Annotated in this window: 1 protein-coding gene; it reads left to right on the top strand. The window is 36.4% G+C overall.

All coding sequences use genetic code 11. The features are described 5' to 3' along the window. Nucleotides 1-65: 65 nt before the first annotated feature. Nucleotides 66-239 (top strand): helix-turn-helix domain-containing protein (locus AZ602_RS10430; RefSeq protein ID WP_146025244.1); only part of this gene is annotated, 174 nt, incomplete at its 3' end.

The following is a 239-nucleotide window of genomic DNA, read 5'->3' as shown; positions in this document are numbered from 1 at the left end:
TTTTTCTTTATACTGTCACTGAGGCAGGTTGGACATTTGATTTCTAGAGTTATTCGCATTTCTCTATTTTATCAAAATTCAACCTGCTTTGTTTCAGCATACTTTTTGAAACACCACCTAAACTTGAAGTCATTGATCATTATTTAACAGAGCATAGTTACCACAGCACAGCCAAATCGTTTGGTCTGAAACGTTGTATCGTCCAAAACTGGGTGAGACTCTACCAAACTCATGGTATT

Source organism: Moraxella sp. RCAD0137, from assembly GCF_002894025.1.
GTDB classification, from domain to species: Bacteria; Pseudomonadota; Gammaproteobacteria; order Pseudomonadales; family Moraxellaceae; genus Moraxella; species Moraxella porci.
This window is presented reverse-complemented; position numbering and strand designations above follow the sequence as displayed.